Origin of the sequence: Sporosarcina sp. NPDC096371, assembly GCF_044762865.1 — a bacterium.
Lineage (GTDB): Bacteria > Bacillota > Bacilli > Bacillales_A > Planococcaceae > Sporosarcina.
The window spans coordinates 15,745-31,777 of sequence record NZ_JBIWFE010000011.1 but is presented as its reverse complement, the minus strand read 5'-3'; the positions used below and the strand labels follow the sequence as shown (position 1 = coordinate 31,777).

Here is a 16,033-nt window from a genome sequence, read left to right as displayed (position 1 = left end):
CCCATATCCGGAAGTAATGGATATGGGTTTTTTTATGGTTGGTCGGACATACCGTGGTCTGCATTGGATGATTTGTGAGTTTGGTTGGACACTTTATAGCTCCCTGTATCTCCTGATACCTGGAACAATATATTTGCGATGTTTCAAGACTATTCAATGAAGTAAAGGGAATAGTATAATAGGAAAGGTTTGTGCAGAAGAGAGGGGATTTATCGTTTTGAAAAGAAATGTTAAAGCAATTTTATTAGTATTCTCCATGTTATTTGTCTTACTACCTTTTGCGCAAGAGACTTCGGCAGACTCGCTGGATGATATTCGGCAAATCATCCGCGACCTTTATATCGATGATGTGCCGGAAGCGGTATTAGAGAGATCTACAGCGAATGGGATTATGGATTATCTGGATCCTCATTCCATCTATATGAGTGCGAAGGACTATCAGGGGTTTATCAACAGGCTGGAGCAACGCGTGGTTGGAATCGGTGTTGTGCTGGAAGAAGATTTGAAAGGGGTAAGAGTAACATCCGTCATTTCGAAAGGGCCGGCAGAGCGGGCGGGTATTCAGCCAGGCGATGTGATCACGCATGTAGATCAACGGAGTATGGCGGGGCAATCTATGGAGACGGCGGCGTCTTGGATTGGCGGGGCTGCCGATACGACGGTAGAGGTTACGATTGAACGACCTGGTCAAGCCAAGTCACTAGTGATGCGAATGACGCGGGAATTGATGTCGATGGCGAGTGTTGAATCGACCATGCTTGGCGGGAATATTGGGTATATAGGCTTGAATAGTTTTGCGACCGATTCTGCAAAAGAAATGAATGAGGCGATTCGCTCCTTGAAAGGTGCGAAGGGATGGATTGTGGATTTACGGAATAATGGTGGGGGCTATACGACGGCCGCGCAGGAAGTGATGGGCTTTTTGCCGAACGCAGGCGGTGCTTTTCAATTAAGGGAAAAGAATAGTGACCCGGTGAACTACCAGGCCATCACGCAACCAACTAAACTTGTTGGACCTCGCCATTTGTTGATTAATGCATCGAGTGCGAGCGCTTCGGAAATGGTTGCGGCGGCAGTGAAAGAGCAGAAGTTGGCTACCCTTTATGGGCAAACAAGCTATGGCAAAGGCACGATGCAGTCGATGTTTGAGTTCGAAGATGGTAGTGTGTTGAAATTGACGACTGCTCGATTTTATTCGCCGGGCGGTCAGGCGGTGGATAAAGTTGGTGTTAAGCCGAATGTCGTCACCGCGAAAGGGGCGGAGCTTGAAGTATCCCATCGCGCTCAGCTGATAGGTCAGTTGAAGGGCTACAGGCAACTTCCGAAACTGGAACATGTCCCAATCACCAAGACCTTTACAGTCAAAATGGATTCAACCATGAGTTGGGACACCTTTGACAAATCCGCTGTTCAACTTATTCAATTAGGTGGCAAAGAGAACGAAGTGGCGATCGAAGTGAAAGACGATCAAAGCGTAACGGTGGTACCTCAGCAAGCATTAGTGTCAGGGGAACACTATGTACTAATTGTTCATCCGCGTTGGAGAGGGACGAATCACCAGTTGATGAGACAGGGAATTTATGTAGATGTAACGGTGAAATAAGGGAAGCAGGTTCTCTACTTGTTGAGGGCCTGCTTCATTTTGCAAAATATACATTATGCATCATGAAGAGCACTGGATGTGGGACAATAAAGAACGTCTGCGAATTTCAGCTTCTAACAAATTAATAAAGTGCGGGTTTAAATTTGAAGATTTCGCCTTTACGTAGGTTTTAATAAGTAATTCATCAGGTAGTTTGCTCATCCGAGATGTCACCTCCAATTTTGTAATATATGCTGTCATAAAATGAAATGTGTGCCCATATACTGATAAGTAATATTGCTATGCTCTTAATCTACCAAAAAGATTCCTTTAGAACAACCGTTCCTTTATCCACAGTTACTAGTGGATAACTTGTGGTTAAGTTGTTTATAATGGCTACAAATATAAGGAGAGTGGTGGGTACAATGTTTGTAAGCTTATCCACAGCTGTGGTGAAGCGAGAATTTTGTCGAACGATTCTTTTGAAATGCTTTAGCAGAAGCCTTGCAGCCCTTTAATTTAACGGAATAGGTGCAATATACAGTCTATTAAATTAAGCCTTTAACGCTAGCTAAACCAATCCATTTTTCAATAAATTGGTTGATAAAATGAAGGGAGGAACACTTTGTATTGCATACATTGTGGACATAACCAAAGGGAAGGAAAGTTTTGTGCGGGTTGTGGGAACGCTTTAGGTGGAGTTGTAGATGGGACGGTGCAACCGGTAGAAATGGTGGGGGTTCGTTCGCGGTCACAACCGAATGACTATACGAAAAAGATGAAAAAGCAACTCAATCTGTACTGGAATTATTTATTGAAGCATCCCGCGGACGCGTTTAAACGGGAAGAAAAAGACTTTATCAACGGCGTGGTTACCATTGGTATTTTGGCGATTCTCGTTGGATTATCGATGTTCACCATCCTGAAAGAGGTTGAAACGCATTCGTTCTCCGTGATTGGCAACGTAGCAGCCTATGTCGTCAGTAGTGTGGCGATCGTCCTTGGTTCGCTCTATTTGACCACCAAGTTTCTTGGACCTGAACAATCCATCAAAAAACTTATTAGCATGTACGCAGCGCATCTTATCCCATCCGCATTCCTCGTATTGATTGCCTTTGCCTTTCTTCTATTAAAAATATTTACCTTCGGAAACGTACTACTCATAACCGCACTTCTATTGGCATTTTTCATCGTACCGCTATACATACTCACAAAGCTGGTGACACAAGAGAAAACGATCATCGATCCATACTATAGCTTAGTGGTCTACGTCGTCGTTGTCGGCATTGTCAGCTTCATTTGCTTAGCCATCTTTGGAGACGCAGTCATGGGAAACATCATGTTGAAATAAACGCACAAGATCCTCTTGCATCCCAGGAGGATCTTGTGGCGTTGAATGCTAATTATCTAGAGCGTAGTATTGTACAATGGATTCTCGGAAAAGTGTGATGCAAGTTTGTACAATGATTGGATTAATTGTGTTATGATAATCATTGAGGTGAGGGTAAGGATGCAGCTCGATCATCGGAGTCGGTTGATTTTTGATGAACTAATGAGGAATCCTAGCATCACAAGTAAAGGGTTGGAAAATAAATACGGTTTAACCCGAAGGCAGCTAGGGTATAGTTTCGATAAAATCAATGAATGGCTTCAAGTAAAAGGCCTCTCGATGATTGAACGAACACGGCAAGGGCAATTTATCATTGACCGCTCTCTTTTTGTCAACTATGGCAATGGGAAAACCGTTCCTTCATCAGAAATGAATATTATCTCTGAATCACAACGTGTTCAAATGATTATTTTGATGCTGCTTAGTAAGCAAGAGGAACTGTCCCTTTTCCATTTCACAAGCGCATTAGATGTCAGTAAAAATACCGTGTTAAGTGATTTAAAAGAAGCACGAAAATGGGTCGAGGAATATGGCCTGGTGATTCGTTATTCACGAGTAGCGGGCTATTTGCTGGAAGGTGAAGAGTTTTCAATCCGAAGACTGTTGATCAACACGATTTATAAAATGCTCGAGATACCCAATGGACAGAAACGCCTACGAGAATTAGCGCATATAACGGAAGCAGAGTTGGCGGAGATAACCGTTCGGCTTGAAAAAATTGAACGAAAACTGAATTTGAAGTTTGAAGATGCAGAAATTGAAAAATTGCCCTACTCTCTGTCACTGGTTTTACGCAGGGTGAAAGAGAATCGCATGGAAACATCGTTTTCCATTCGATATGAGGAATTATCGGATACGAAAGAGTATCAAGCAACGGAAGAACTGCTATTTGATGTGGAAGATATTCCGGTACAGGAGCGTTTGTTCATCACTTTGCGATTGCTCACGACAAATGTCTATTGGGCTGAAGTGCAGCCAGAAGAGCCCATTCCGAATTTAACGCAGGCGTTAGATGACATGTTGCGGCTGTTTGAAACAAGTGCGGCTGTCCACTTGCAAGATCGCCAACAATTAGTGAATAAAATGCTCCTTCATCTAAAACCGGCCTATTATCGCATTAAATATCAACTGACGGAAATCAATGACCTCGGGTATGCACTTGTGAAAAATGAATACAAGGAGCTGTATCATCTTGTCAGTCAATCGGCTAAGCCGCTTGCTGAGCTCATCGACAGTGATATCCCGGACAGTGAAATGGCCTATTTAACGATGTTAATAGGTGGCTGGTTAAGGAAACAAGGAGACAGCTTCCAAGAAAAGGTCAAAGCCATCGTGGTTTGTCCAACAGATGTGTCGGTTTCACGGGTTATGTTCAATGAATTACGTGAATTGTTCCCGGAATTTGTTTTTCTTGATGTGGTATCGGTGAGGGAATTCCATGATACTGATCTAGATGTGGATGTTGTTTTTTCACCGTTTTTTTTAGAAACAGATAAAAAGTTATTTCTAGCGAAGTCGTTCCTTGAAGAGGAGGAAAGACATTGGCTACGGAAACGGGTCTTATTTGATTTACACGGCTATATTCCTTCCGAAATCGATACGGATGAGATGATTCGTATCATGAAAAAACATGCGGTCATTACCGATGAACAACAATTGAGAAGCGAATTGCACGGTTATATCAATAAGGTGACTAAAAGATAAGTGATAACGTTTGTTTTTTTAGAGTTAAAAAAGTATTGTGAATATAGAGAAATTAATTATAAGATAAGGGAGTTTGATGAAAATGGTAGAACAACAATTTACGGTAACTGATAAAGCGGGTATTCATGCACGTCCAGCAGCGATGTTAGTGAGTGTAGCAAACAAATTCGTATCTGATGTCAATTTAGATTACAGTGGGAAAAATGTTAACTTAAAATCGATTTTAGGCGTTATGTCTTTAGGAATTGGTCATGGCGAAACATTCAAATTGAATGCAAATGGCGCGGATGCTCAAGAAGCTATCAATGAATTGGCAAGCACGTTGAAAACTGAAGGACTTGCAGAATAATGAGCCTACTAAAAGGAATCGCTGCATCGAGCGGAATTGCAATTGCAAAAGCATACTGTTTAGTTGAGCCTGATTTATCTTTTAGTCAAAAAAGTATTACAGATGGTGCTGAAGAAGTTGCGCGCTTCCAATCAGCACTTGCCGTTTCAAAAAGTGAATTAGAGTCGATTCGCGATATCGCTGAAAAAGAATTAGGTCAAGACGAGGCGGCAATCTTTAATGCGCATGTCCTCGTCTTAACGGATCCGGAGTTAATCGGACCGATTGAAGAAAACATTAAAACGAATTTGGTCAATGCCGAACATGCGCTTAAAGAAACGACGGATCTATTTATCACGATGTTTGAGCAAATGGATAATGAATATATGCAAGAACGTGCGGCGGACATTCGCGATGTTACCAAACGAGTGTTGTCGCATTTGTTAGGTGTTAAAATTGTCAATCCGAGCCTGATTTCTGAAGAAGTCATTGTTGTTGCGGAGGATTTAACGCCATCAGATACAGCGCAGTTAAATCGCCAATTTGTCAAAGGCTTTACTACAAATATTGGTGGAAGAACCTCACATTCTGCAATCATGGCTCGTTCTTTGGAAATTCCGGCTGTTGTCGGAACCAAAGAATCGACCCAACGGATTCAAGATGGAGATCTCATTATTGTGGATGGACTAAATGGAGAGATACATATTAATCCTAGTGCCGAAGTGATTTCTACATATGAAAGTGAGCAGCAAAAGTTTGAGCAACAAAAAGTAGAATGGGCTAAATTAGTCAATGAAAAAACAGTCACGGCAGATGGACATGCTGTGGAGTTGGCTGCCAACATTGGTACTCCAGAAGATTTGGAGGGCGTTGCGGCGAATGGTGGAGAAGGCGTTGGACTCTACCGGACTGAGTTTTTATATATGGGCAAAGACAAATTGCCAACGGAAGAAGAGCAATTTGAAGCTTATCAAAAAGTACTTCAGGGAATGGCGGGCAAGCCGGTTGTTGTGCGTACGCTGGATATTGGTGGGGACAAAGAGCTGCCTTATTTACAGCTACCTGAAGAGATGAATCCATTTTTGGGTCTGCGTGCCGTTCGGTTATGTTTAACGGAGCAAGATATTTTCCGCACGCAATTAAGGGCATTATTACGGGCAAGTGTATTCGGTAATTTAAAAATTATGTTCCCGATGATTGCAACACTTGACGAATTCCGCCAGGCGAAAGCCATTTTGGAGGAAGAAAAACAAGCGCTTCTTGCAAGTGGTACGCCGATTGCAGAGCGTATTGAAGTCGGTATTATGGTGGAAATTCCTTCGACTGCCGTTCTAGCTGACGTATTTGCTAAAGAAGTAGATTTCTTCAGTATTGGCACAAACGATTTAATCCAGTACACGATGGCGGCGGACCGTATGAATGAGCGTGTTGCGTACCTGTACCAACCTTATAACCCTGCTATTCTACGTTTAGTGAAGATGGTCATAGACGCAGCGCATAAGGAAGGTAAATGGGCTGGGATGTGTGGAGAAATGGCAGGAGATGACGTGGCTGTACCGTTATTAATCGGTCTAGGGCTGGACGAGTTCTCGATGAGTGCCACTTCGATTCTACCAGCACGCAGTCAAATCCGACAATTGAAGAAAAGTGATATGGTCGAGCTAGCAAATGAAGCGCTTCAGATGGCAACTGCCGATGAAGTAGCGCAAGCTGTCAATGCTCGTTGCGGTTTGTAACCTATCATAAAAAGTGAGCATGGAAAAGCAGTATCCTAGAATCGGGTCAAAGATTCTAGGAGATTGCCTTCATGCTTTCTTTTATTGGATTTGTGATACATGTAACCGTGCATTTGATCGAAAAAATTCTATTGTGGAGATGAGAAGATGACGAGGAAATTAGTAATGTTTGATATAGATGGTACTCTGTTGGATCATGATAAGAAGTTGCCAGCATCAGCTAAAGAAGCTGTACAATCGTTGAAAGAAGCAGGGCATGAAGTGGTCATTGCGACAGGACGCGCACCGTACTTCATTCAAGAGATCAGGGAAGAGTTGGGCATTGACTCCTATATTTGTTTCAATGGCCAGTACGTTGTAAAGGACAATGAAGTCATTTACAGGAATCCAATCGAAAAAGATTTCCTGATAGATTTAGCGAATATTGCTATGCCCCACGAGCATCCGCTTGTATTTATGGGAGAGGAGTTAATGAAATCTACGATTGACTTTCATTCCGAAATAGCAGAATCCCTTGCTACTCTCCAGGCGAATATAGGGCCAATCGAAATGAACGCCAATTATTATAATGACACAGAAATCTATCAAGCCTTGCTGTATTGCAAAGTGCATGAGGAAGCCCTCTATCGTGAAAAGTTCCCGAATCTACACTTTATTCGCTGGCATGAATATGCGGTAGACGTCCTGCCTCTTGGTGGTTCCAAAGCGAATGGCATTGCGGTGTTCATAGAAAAAACCGATTTTACGAAAGAACAGGTTTATGCGTTTGGTGATGGTCTAAATGATATCGAAATGCTGCAATACGTTGGGCATGGCGTTGCAATGGGAAATGCGCCTGACGCAGTAAAAAAAGCAGCGAGATATGTGACGAAGGATGTCAGTGAGGATGGCCTTGCCCATGGATTGGAAATGGTAGGGTTGTTGTAATAATTGTTGAGCATACCACGTCTGTTGATTAACCACTTTCTTGCTTAAAATACTGGTGAGAAGGGCTGAAAAACTCTACTTTCACTGGACCATTTTCGGTCCGCTTTCGGCGAATTAATCACAACAGATTTACCGAGGGGCGGTGTGGCTAGAAATGACTCCGTCATTTCTAGCCACACTTTTTTCGGTTATCCTTTTGTAAATAATCACCTGTCTCGTCCCTACAACGTTCAAGTGAAAAATACAGTTGCTTTAGAAGAAAAGAATAGATGGCTTTTCACAGGGATTGTAAATGCCTGAAGATGCAATTTCGGGCACTACAGCACGTTGTACAATGCGTCTCTTTCTTATTTTTAGCAAAGATTATGCTTCTAATCAAAGGAGGAATGCACTTCAATTCCTCCTCATGTGATGCCTTATAGAAGGTGACACTTCTCTAATATGAAAGAAGAAAAAATTATAGAGAAAGTTTCAGCCGCCAAAATTGTATCTTTGGCGGCTTCTCTCCAGGTAAGAAGCTAGCTATTCTTTCGTCCCCAAAAGCTTCAGCACTTCGTGTACCTACACATCCAGATATCCCGGTAATCGTATAGAAGTCATTCAATCCAAAGCAATCCGCAAGCAACTATACATGAAGCGTCTGGTGTTTGATTAAGTTATTTGTTGGTTGGTTGATACAAGTGTTAGCATACTGATTTAATTCCTTGAAAATAGACAAAATAGAAGGCTGCCTAAACATCCGTTTCGACCGGGTTTTTGGGCAGCCTTCTATTTTTTATAAAGTAGACAATGGTTTCTCATCATATGATATACACAAAAATCTTACATCACGATCGGTATAGTTATACCAATAATGTAGAGTTTTGGAGTCAAACATGATGGAGTCGAATGCGTCCAGTAAATGGATGGTTTCTCCGATTTGAACAGTTAATTGACCTTCAAGCACATACAAGAATTCCTGCCCATCATGGGTGATCAGATCACCGTCGTTTTGACCAGGTTTTAATACGACGAGCAGTGGTGAGAAGGCAGGTTGGCTCATGGCGCCGCTTAAGTCTTTGTAGTAAATATTATGATCATTCATACGTTCTGAAACTGAAATATTGCGATTGACGGCTTGTTTTTCTTCGTCAGGATCGGTGAAAAAATAGCTTGGATTTACATCAAGCGCAATGGAGATTTTTTTGAGCGATTCAAGTGTAGCGGACGATTTTCCACGTTCTAATTGAGATAGGAAACTGATGGAGAACGCTGTCTGATCAGCAAGACATTTCAGTGTCATTTGTCGTTTTTTTCGTATTTCTTTTATTTTAATCCCCAAATTATTCAATTGCATTACATCGCCCCTCAAAAAAATGTGTTGACAGAATATTATACTATCAATATGATTGGAATAATACAAATTGAAGTACTACTTCAATTTGATTCGCAAACAAAGGGGAGTTTCGAATGGATAAGAAAAAGATGAATCGCGTACTCATCGCGAGCCTCGTTGGGAGTTCCATAGAGTGGTTCGATTACTTTTTATATGGGACCGTAGCAGCACTTGCTTTTAACCAATTATTTTTTGTTACAGAGGACCCGTCAATTGGATTGATGCTCGCGTATGCATCGTTTGCGCTGGCGTTTTTCATCCGCCCGTTCGGTGGAATCGTTTTCAGTCATATTGGCGACCGAATCGGAAGAAAGAAAACATTAGTTTTGACACTAAGCCTGATGGGGATTGCGACATTTGGAATGGGACTCTTACCTACATATCAAGCCATTGGTATTTGGGCACCTATTCTCTTGATTACATTACGCTTGATTCAAGGAATAGGAATTGGTGGAGAATGGGGCGGAGCATTACTGCTCGCTGTTGAATATGCTCCTCCTGAAAAACGTGGATTTTATGGTAGTGTGCCACAAATGGGGATTCCAATTGGAATGCTACTCGGAACGATTGCACTATCGATTATGACACTACTTCCAGAAGATTCATTCATGACTTGGGGATGGCGTGTGCCGTTTATTTTGAGTGCTTTACTTGTCCTATTTGGGTTATGGATTCGTAAGGGAATTGATGAAACACCATCGTTTAAAGAAGTACAATCCAAAGGGGATATTCCTAAAATACCGCTTGTGACAACACTGAAAACGCATTGGCGTGAAGTACTCATTGCGATTGGTGCTAAAGTTGTTGAAACAGCTCCATTTTATATCTTCAGTACATTTGTTGTATCTTACGCAACAACAAATCTTGGGTTTTCAAAAACGGCAACACTGAATGCTGTGATGGTAGGTACAGTTGTGACAGCGATTTTAATCCCAATGATGGGTGCGTTATCAGACCGTGTTGGAAGAAAGTCGCTGTATGTTTACGGAACAGTCGCTATGGCTCTTTATGCATTCCCGTATTTCTGGTTGGTTAAGCAAGGTTCTGTTGTACTTCTTGTGATTGCGACAGTGATTGGCCTTGGTATTATTTGGGCACCGATTACTGCAGTGCTAGGTACAATGTTCTCGGAGATATTCTCTGCTGAAGTCCGCTATACAGGAATTTCACTCGGGTATCAAATTGGTGCTGCCTTAGCTGGGGGAACTGCACCATTGATTGCAACTGCGTTGTTATTACGATTCGACAACTCATATATCCCTGTCGCTCTGTATATTGTCTTTACTGCACTCGTGTCATTAGTAGCCATTTGGGCCGTAAAAGATCGAAAAGGTCAGGCGTTAGATGAAGAACTTAAAAAGGTGGGGTAAGCATGCTTTTATTGAATGAAAAAGAAATTCAATTAATCTATGGAATGACTGAAGCATTGGAAGACGTTGAAAAAGTGTTGCGCTCCAAGGTAGAAGGGAAGATTGAAAATCCGCCACGTACGGTTGTGGAATTCCCGGAACATCATGCATCATCTTTGTACATGCCTAGTGCAGATCTAGTTGAAGAAGTAGCAACTGTGAAAACGGTTACAATTTTTCCGGACAATCCTGCCGTTGGAAAACCAACAACGCAAGGGGTTATCCTTGTCACAGACGCACAGAATGGTGAACATCTTGCATTAATGAATGCATCGTATTTAACGAGATTGCGCACGGGTGCCTTAAGTGGTTTGGCAACAGCGAAATTATCGCGGTTGGAATCAACTGTATTGACGGTTATCGGGACGGGCGGAATGGCCTTTGAACAAGTGCTTGGTGTTCTTGCAGTTCGTGATATTAAAGAAATACTTCTCGTCAATCCAACTGAAGAAAAAGCCGTACAGTTCGGTGAAAAGCTCCGGGCATTTGGGGTGAACGAAGAAGTTCGCATTGATGTTGTGAGAGATGTTTCAGTAGCGGTGCGCCGTGCAGATATTATTTGTTGTAGCACGCGATCGACTGAACCCGTTTTCAATGGTAGCGATGTGCTGCCTGGAACGCATGTGAATGGCGTAGGATCGTATTTACCACATATGCGAGAAGTAGATGTTGAATTTATCAAACGTGCAAGTAAAATTGTTGTCGACGATCTGGAAGGGGTAACAGAGGAGGCTGGAGAATTAATCCACGCCGCTAGTGAGCCGGACTGGTCATTCGATGACATCCATGGCGAATTGATGGATGTCATTGTTGGAGAAGTAGAAGCACGTACGGATGACAATGAAATCACATTCTTCAAATCAGTGGGTGCCGCATACTTCGATTTAGCAGTCGCTAAAGGTGTGTACCGCAAAGCGAAAGATCTAGGGATCGGGATTCAAGTTGAGATTTAACTTGATTCGCCAGAAGGAAATTAGTGAGAGTCCAAACTCGCTAATGGTTCAAGTTTAGCCCTGTCATTATTGATGCTACCCATGGAATACACCATTTCAATTATGGAATGGTGTATTTTTCTGTTGGAATAGATAATGTTATTCTTTTGATAGCAATGACGTCTTGCTGTCACGATTCATTCGTGTTAATGTGAACAGTTTGTGAAAGGTTTATCTACTAGTTTGACAATAGTATTCTATCAGTTATTATAGAAGAGTAAGAAGTGATAATCATTCTCAATATATAGTTAATATTGGAATCAAGGTCTTTTATTGGGAAAGGAGAAGGTATCGTTTGTGAAAAAGTTGTTAACCCTATCGTTTTTCGTTGCTACACTCTTTTACGTCATAGCTGTTGCGCAACTACCGCAAGTTAGCGCTAGTACTCTAGCGGATGGTACATATCTCGTAGAGTATGAGATGCTACAGGCCGACAATGATTCTGTGTCGATCGCGAATGATTATTTTGAAAAGCCAGCGAAGCTGACGATTGACGATGGCGGGCATTATGTACAATTCACTGTGAACCGGAGTGAATGGGTGAAATCGCTACAGGCATCAAATGGGGATTCGTTTGATGACGTAGAAGTGATCAGCGAAGATCTAGAAAATAATCAGCGTGTCATTGCATTTAAAGTGGATGGGGATATTTCAGAGCCAGTCATTATGCAAATGCATGTCGTGATTGAAGAGATGGAACCGGCGTATGACCATAAGTATTCTGTTCGATTAGACTTTGATACGGAGTCGATGCAAGAGACAGACGCGCCTGCGGTTGTCGTGCAATCCACTGATGAGAAGTCGACAGCAAACCCTGCTGAGCAAGAAGATTCAACGAGTAACAAAGCACTTATTTATGTTTTAATTGCTGTGATTGTAGCAGCTATTGTTATTATTGTTCGTAAGATGTATTCATCCAAAAAATAACGTATTCTCAAAGGAGATCAACAAATGAAGAAGCAAATGATGATGTTATTATCTGCACTACTTATTGTATTTTCAGTATTCCCTGCACTTCAATCACAAGCTGCAGAAGTGACGAAACAAGAGGCTGAGGTCACGTTTGACGTGCTAAAAGCGGATAAAGATGAGAAGTCTACAGCTGGCGATTTCATGAAGAGTCCAGCGAAAGTTGTTGTGGAAGGTGACAAGACTTATGCGTATGTAACACTATTACAAACTAAGTATTGGCAGTCGCTAAAAGTACAAACGACACAACCGGGTGCGTTTACAGATACGAATTTCGTAACTGCAGAAGTAGTCAGTGAAGATGCAACAGCAGATACGAAAGTGGTTAAATTTGAAATTCAAGATGCTACGAAAGTATTGAATGTGAAAGCTCATATTATCGTGACGGGTGTACCGGGAATCGGAAAATATGATCACACGTACGATCTACGATTGAAGTTTGAAGGAAGCAAAGTACCGACAACACCAGAAGTAAAACCTGAGGAAAAACCAGAAGTGAAGCCTGAAGCATTGAAAGATGGCGCATACACAGTTGCATTTAAAGCACTACACGAAAAAGAAGACAAAGCCTCTTCAATGGCTCGATACATTGATACACCGGCAGCACTTACAGTAAAAGACGGTAAAAATCTTGTGTCACTTACATTAACAAACAACGAACAAATTACAGCATTCCAAGTTGCAGAAGGCGATAAATTCGTAGATGCAACTGTTGTGAGTACAGATGAAAAAGCTAACACAAGAGTTGTTGTATTTGAGGTAGCAGACCTCTCAGTCATTATGAATACAAAAGTAACAGTATCTGTGCCAGCGCAAAACTACACAGGTAACCATGTTGTTCGTCTTGCATTCGATAAAGCAAGCATTAAAGCAGCAGATGCTACTACTGAAACACCAGAAGCTCCATTTACAGACATCGAAAAATCTTTCGCGAAACAATATATTGCGGCATTAGCTACAAAAGACATTGTCAAAGGGAAAACGGCTACAACATTTGCACCAAATGAGCAAATCACAAGAGCGCAATTTGTAGTGATCTTGTCACGTGTACTTGATCTACCGAAAAAAGAGTTTGAAGGACTGTTCTCTGACGTATCTTCAAACATGAAATCAGCAGTCTATGAAATTGAAGCAGCAAACCGCGCAGGTATCGTAAACGGTGCAGGCAAAGGGAAGTTCCTTCCGAATGAAGTAATTACTCGTCAACAAATGGCGACAATGATTATTCAAGCGATTGAATTCAAGGATGAAAGCTTATTAGAAGGTGTCACAACTAAAGTTGCATTTACAGATACGAAAAACCTAAAAGCAGATGCACAAAAAGTAATTGATTTGGCAGCTGGACTTGGCATCATTAATGGACGCGAAGTGAATGGTCAAAAAGTATTTGAACCTACAAAAAACGCGACGCGTGCAGAAGCCGCTACGATGGTTTACCAGTTGGTAGAAAAACTTAAGTAATCAAATAAAGAATCACATTGAAGCCGCTGCGGCGCTCGGGGATGCCTCCCGCCATAAGCCAAGATGCTTCGCTGCTAGGGAGGGATTGAACTGCATCCCTCCTTTGTCTTATGGCTTCGGCTGCCCCTTATAAGGCGCCTACGCTGTTTTTATTCGTACAACTAATAATAAACTAAAATGCCGGCGTCACTCTCTGTAGTGGCAGCCGGCGTTGTGGTGCGTACAGCTGATTACAGTTCCGATTAAAGGAGAGAAAACGTGTTGAAGAAAAAGACGATTGGCCTTGTCGCCATGTTGTTGATGGTATGGATGACGCTTCCTTTATTTGCACCTGGCAAAGCACTAGCTGCCACGCCTTATCAGGATGGCGAGTATACGTTGCCGTTTAGCGTGTTAAAAGATACGGGCAATGAACCTTCAGCGACAGCGGAATATGTTGTCAGTCCTGCCAAGCTGATTGTCCAAAACGGTAAGATGCATGTTGTTATGACGCTGAATAACAGCTCTTGGTGGCAATATTTCAAAGTGCAATCAGCTGATGTTCAAGTGGTAAGTGAAGATAAGGCGAATGATAAACGCGTTGTGAAGTTTGCAGTAAGCGACTTGGACCAAATGGTGAGTGCGAAGATTCATATCATCGTCACGGGGATTCCTGGTTTTGATTATGATAATAAATACGATATTCGTTTCAAATTTAATGGTGCGAACATTCCGCGTGTGCCTGTCGCTGAAAAGCCGGCTCCAACGCCTACACCTACACCTACACCAAAACCAACGCCAAAACCGGATCCTAAACCGGTTGTAAAACCGACTGAAACGCCAACTCCACCTGCAGAGAAACCTGCGGATACGAAAGTGGAGAAGAAGACAGAACCGGTTGCGAAAGTGGAGGAAACGCCAGTACCGCCTAAAGAGGTAGTTGTTAGTGAGAAAGAAGAGGAACCTGTTGTGGAAAAAGAACCGGTATCTACTGAAACTGTAGAGTCGACTGAACCAGTGGAAGATGAAGTTGTAGCTGATGAAGACAATGTAAAAGAAGAAGTAGAACCTGAAGAAGCACCAGAGGCAACAGAAGAACAGGCAGTTGAAGAAGTCGAAGCTGATGCAACGTCAAATACTGGCCGCACAATTGTCATCATTATTCTTGTGATTGTCCTTCTTGGTGGCGCTCTATTCTTCGTGAACAAAAGACGGAAGAAATAACGTTCTCTATTGAAGACGTATAGACTTGATCAGGGGCTTGTTACTCATGCAAGTCCTATCTTTAGGAGTTGTTCATACAATATGCGAAAAGCACTTTATATACTGTGCATGGTGATGCTGGTCGTGTTGGCTGGTTGTTCATCGCAAGAAGGACCTTCATCTACTAAAGAGGCCATCGATCCATCGGAGGATCGTATTGTCGCGACGACGGTTGCTTTGACGGAAATAATGGATGCACTTGAAATCGATTTGGTCGGAATTCCATCTAGCTATAAGGATTTACCGAAACGGTATGAAAATGCCAAAGAAGTTGGTAATCCGATGAGTCCTGATATGGAAATGTTGCTGTCTTTGAAACCGACAGAAATACTCTCCGTTACAACATTACAATACGATTTAGAAGAGTTGTTTGAGGGGCGCGATATCGAAATGACTTATGTCAATTTGGAAAGTATCGACGCCATGCATAGCGAAATTTTGAAGTTAGGTGAAAAATATGATCGCCAGGCACAAGCACAAGCGATTGTCGATCAGTTCGAAGAGAAAGTGGTTGAGATTGAACAGGTGTCAGAAGGTAAGGAACAGCCATCCGTCCTGATTTTGTTGGGGATTCCGGGAAGTTATCTGGTGGCAACCGAACATTCTTATATCGGTGACCTTGTGAAGCGTAGTGGTGGGAAAAATGTCATTACGGGGGAAGATGTCGAATTTTTATCATCTAATACGGAATATTTGCAGCAGGCAAAGCCGGACATTATTTTAAGGGCGGCACATGGTATGCCTGACGAGGTTGTCAAAATGTTTGATGATGAATTCCAAACGAATGATGTGTGGAAACATTTTGAAGCGGTGAAAAATGATCGCGTCTATGATTTGGACGAACTTCTATTTGGAACAACGGGCAATCTAGCGGCTGTCGAAGCGTTGGATGAATTGCAAAAAATGTTGTATCCGTAA

Annotated in this window: 14 protein-coding genes; 12 read left to right on the top strand and 2 right to left on the bottom strand. The window is 42.2% G+C overall.

What is annotated here, in order from left to right:
* The first annotated feature begins 217 nt into the window (after positions 1–217).
* On the top strand, positions 218–1,603 hold the full coding sequence (locus ACIQ0H_RS20175) for a S41 family peptidase (RefSeq protein ID WP_403418867.1): 1,386 nt from the start codon (positions 218–220) through the stop codon (positions 1,601–1,603).
* Positions 1,604–1,663: 60 nt separating this feature from the next.
* Here the strand turns inward: ACIQ0H_RS20175 and sda are convergent, their stop codons facing one another.
* The gene (sda, locus tag ACIQ0H_RS20170; RefSeq protein WP_403418865.1) at positions 1,664–1,804 is read right to left on the bottom strand and encodes a sporulation histidine kinase inhibitor Sda; all 141 of its coding nucleotides are present in this window, start codon (positions 1,802–1,804) and stop codon (positions 1,664–1,666) included.
* 403 nt (positions 1,805–2,207) lie between these two features.
* Here sda and ACIQ0H_RS20165 point away from each other — a divergent pair, with 403 nt between their 5' ends.
* The 5 genes from ACIQ0H_RS20165 (at position 2,208) to ACIQ0H_RS20145 (ending at position 7,667) form a co-directional block, all read left to right on the top strand.
* Positions 2,208–2,933, top strand: a complete 726-nt coding sequence (locus tag ACIQ0H_RS20165) for a hypothetical protein (protein ID WP_403418863.1) — start codon at positions 2,208–2,210, stop codon at positions 2,931–2,933.
* Positions 2,934–3,065: 132 nt separating this feature from the next.
* Entirely contained in the window at positions 3,066–4,676 is a 1,611-nt protein-coding gene (locus ACIQ0H_RS20160; protein ID WP_403418861.1) for a BglG family transcription antiterminator, read from the top strand.
* 82 nt (positions 4,677–4,758) lie between these two features.
* A complete protein-coding gene (locus ACIQ0H_RS20155; protein WP_403418859.1) occupies positions 4,759–5,025 on the top strand; it encodes a phosphocarrier protein HPr in 267 nt (88 codons plus the stop codon).
* Positions 5,025–6,740 carry a phosphoenolpyruvate--protein phosphotransferase gene (gene ptsP, locus ACIQ0H_RS20150; protein WP_403418857.1) on the top strand — a complete coding sequence of 572 codons (1,716 nt, stop codon included), beginning with the start codon at positions 5,025–5,027 and terminating at the stop codon, positions 6,738–6,740. The genes ACIQ0H_RS20155 and ptsP overlap by 1 nt, the downstream gene beginning before the upstream one ends.
* A 147-nt stretch (positions 6,741–6,887) precedes the next feature.
* On the top strand, positions 6,888–7,667 hold the full coding sequence (locus ACIQ0H_RS20145; RefSeq protein ID WP_403418855.1) for a Cof-type HAD-IIB family hydrolase: 780 nt from the start codon (positions 6,888–6,890) through the stop codon (positions 7,665–7,667).
* A 775-nt stretch (positions 7,668–8,442) separates the two neighbouring features.
* Here the strand turns inward: ACIQ0H_RS20145 and ACIQ0H_RS20140 are convergent.
* Positions 8,443–9,003: a helix-turn-helix domain-containing protein gene (locus ACIQ0H_RS20140; protein WP_403418853.1), complete on the bottom strand. Its 561-nt coding sequence runs from the start codon at positions 9,001–9,003 to the stop codon at positions 8,443–8,445.
* A 113-nt stretch (positions 9,004–9,116) separates the two neighbouring features.
* Here ACIQ0H_RS20140 and ACIQ0H_RS20135 point away from each other — a divergent pair, with 113 nt between their 5' ends.
* The 6 genes from ACIQ0H_RS20135 to isdE all read left to right on the top strand — a co-directional run bounded on the left by ACIQ0H_RS20135 (position 9,117) and on the right by isdE (position 16,033).
* Entirely contained in the window at positions 9,117–10,412 is a 1,296-nt protein-coding gene (locus ACIQ0H_RS20135) for an MFS transporter (protein ID WP_403418851.1), read from the top strand.
* Between the two features lie 2 nt (positions 10,413–10,414).
* Complete coding sequence (locus ACIQ0H_RS20130; protein ID WP_403418849.1) at positions 10,415–11,404, top strand: ornithine cyclodeaminase family protein; 990 nt, start codon at positions 10,415–10,417, stop codon at positions 11,402–11,404.
* Between the two features lie 336 nt (positions 11,405–11,740).
* The gene (locus ACIQ0H_RS20125) at positions 11,741–12,370 is read left to right on the top strand and encodes an NEAT domain-containing protein (RefSeq protein WP_403418847.1); all 630 of its coding nucleotides are present in this window, start codon (positions 11,741–11,743) and stop codon (positions 12,368–12,370) included.
* Between the two features lie 24 nt (positions 12,371–12,394).
* The gene (locus tag ACIQ0H_RS20120; protein WP_403418845.1) at positions 12,395–13,873 is read left to right on the top strand and encodes an NEAT domain-containing protein; all 1,479 of its coding nucleotides are present in this window, start codon (positions 12,395–12,397) and stop codon (positions 13,871–13,873) included.
* 258 nt (positions 13,874–14,131) lie between these two features.
* Positions 14,132–15,076, top strand: a complete 945-nt coding sequence (locus tag ACIQ0H_RS20115) for an NEAT domain-containing protein (RefSeq protein WP_403418843.1) — start codon at positions 14,132–14,134, stop codon at positions 15,074–15,076.
* A gap of 81 nt (positions 15,077–15,157) precedes the next feature.
* Positions 15,158–16,033 (top strand): heme ABC transporter substrate-binding protein IsdE, encoded by an 876-nt coding sequence (gene isdE / locus ACIQ0H_RS20110; protein WP_403418841.1) that lies wholly within the window; start codon positions 15,158–15,160, stop codon positions 16,031–16,033.

Coding starts and splice junctions, on each gene's coding strand:
- sda (WP_403418865.1), bottom strand. CDS start 1,804: ATGAGCAAACTACCTGATGAATTACTTATTAAAACCTACGTAAAGGCG.
- ACIQ0H_RS20160 (WP_403418861.1), top strand. CDS start 3,066: ATGATAATCATTGAGGTGAGGGTAAGGATGCAGCTCGATCATCGGAGT.
- ACIQ0H_RS20155 (WP_403418859.1), top strand. CDS start 4,759: ATGGTAGAACAACAATTTACGGTAACTGATAAAGCGGGTATTCATGCA.
- ptsP (WP_403418857.1), top strand. CDS start 5,025: ATGAGCCTACTAAAAGGAATCGCTGCATCGAGCGGAATTGCAATTGCA.
- ACIQ0H_RS20145 (WP_403418855.1), top strand. CDS start 6,888: ATGACGAGGAAATTAGTAATGTTTGATATAGATGGTACTCTGTTGGAT.
- ACIQ0H_RS20140 (WP_403418853.1), bottom strand. CDS start 9,003: ATGCAATTGAATAATTTGGGGATTAAAATAAAAGAAATACGAAAAAAA.
- ACIQ0H_RS20135 (WP_403418851.1), top strand. CDS start 9,117: ATGGATAAGAAAAAGATGAATCGCGTACTCATCGCGAGCCTCGTTGGG.
- ACIQ0H_RS20130 (WP_403418849.1), top strand. CDS start 10,415: ATGCTTTTATTGAATGAAAAAGAAATTCAATTAATCTATGGAATGACT.
- ACIQ0H_RS20120 (WP_403418845.1), top strand. CDS start 12,395: ATGAAGAAGCAAATGATGATGTTATTATCTGCACTACTTATTGTATTT.
- isdE (WP_403418841.1), top strand. CDS start 15,158: ATGCGAAAAGCACTTTATATACTGTGCATGGTGATGCTGGTCGTGTTG.